General features: G+C 65.8%; 1 protein-coding gene. It reads left to right on the top strand.

The window, feature by feature from the left end:
- A partial coding sequence (locus SCA31_RS24305) for a hypothetical protein (protein ID WP_410699545.1) occupies positions 1-257 on the top strand: 257 nt, incomplete at both ends.

The following is a 257-nucleotide window of genomic DNA, read 5'->3' as shown; positions in this document are numbered from 1 at the left end:
GTGCTGGAGAACGCTGCCGGGGAGGTAGTCCATGACGGCGGGGAGGACGAGCCTGCAGCCGCGCTGGCAACCGGCATGGTCTTTGACGCAGCAGTGCTGCGTGAAACCGAAAACGCTGCGTTGGCGCAGGGCAGGCGCACGGTGGTTACCGCCGTCGAGCATCTTGCCACCGAGCGCATCGTGGGGCTGACCACCATCAGCGTGCTGGCGCACCGCCAGGACGTTGTCTTCCAGGACGATACCCTGGTCCTGCAAGA

Source organism: Chryseobacterium sp. SIMBA_028 (assembly GCF_046535285.1).
Taxonomy (GTDB): domain Bacteria; phylum Bacteroidota; class Bacteroidia; order Flavobacteriales; family Weeksellaceae; genus Chryseobacterium.
This window is presented reverse-complemented; position numbering and strand designations above follow the sequence as displayed.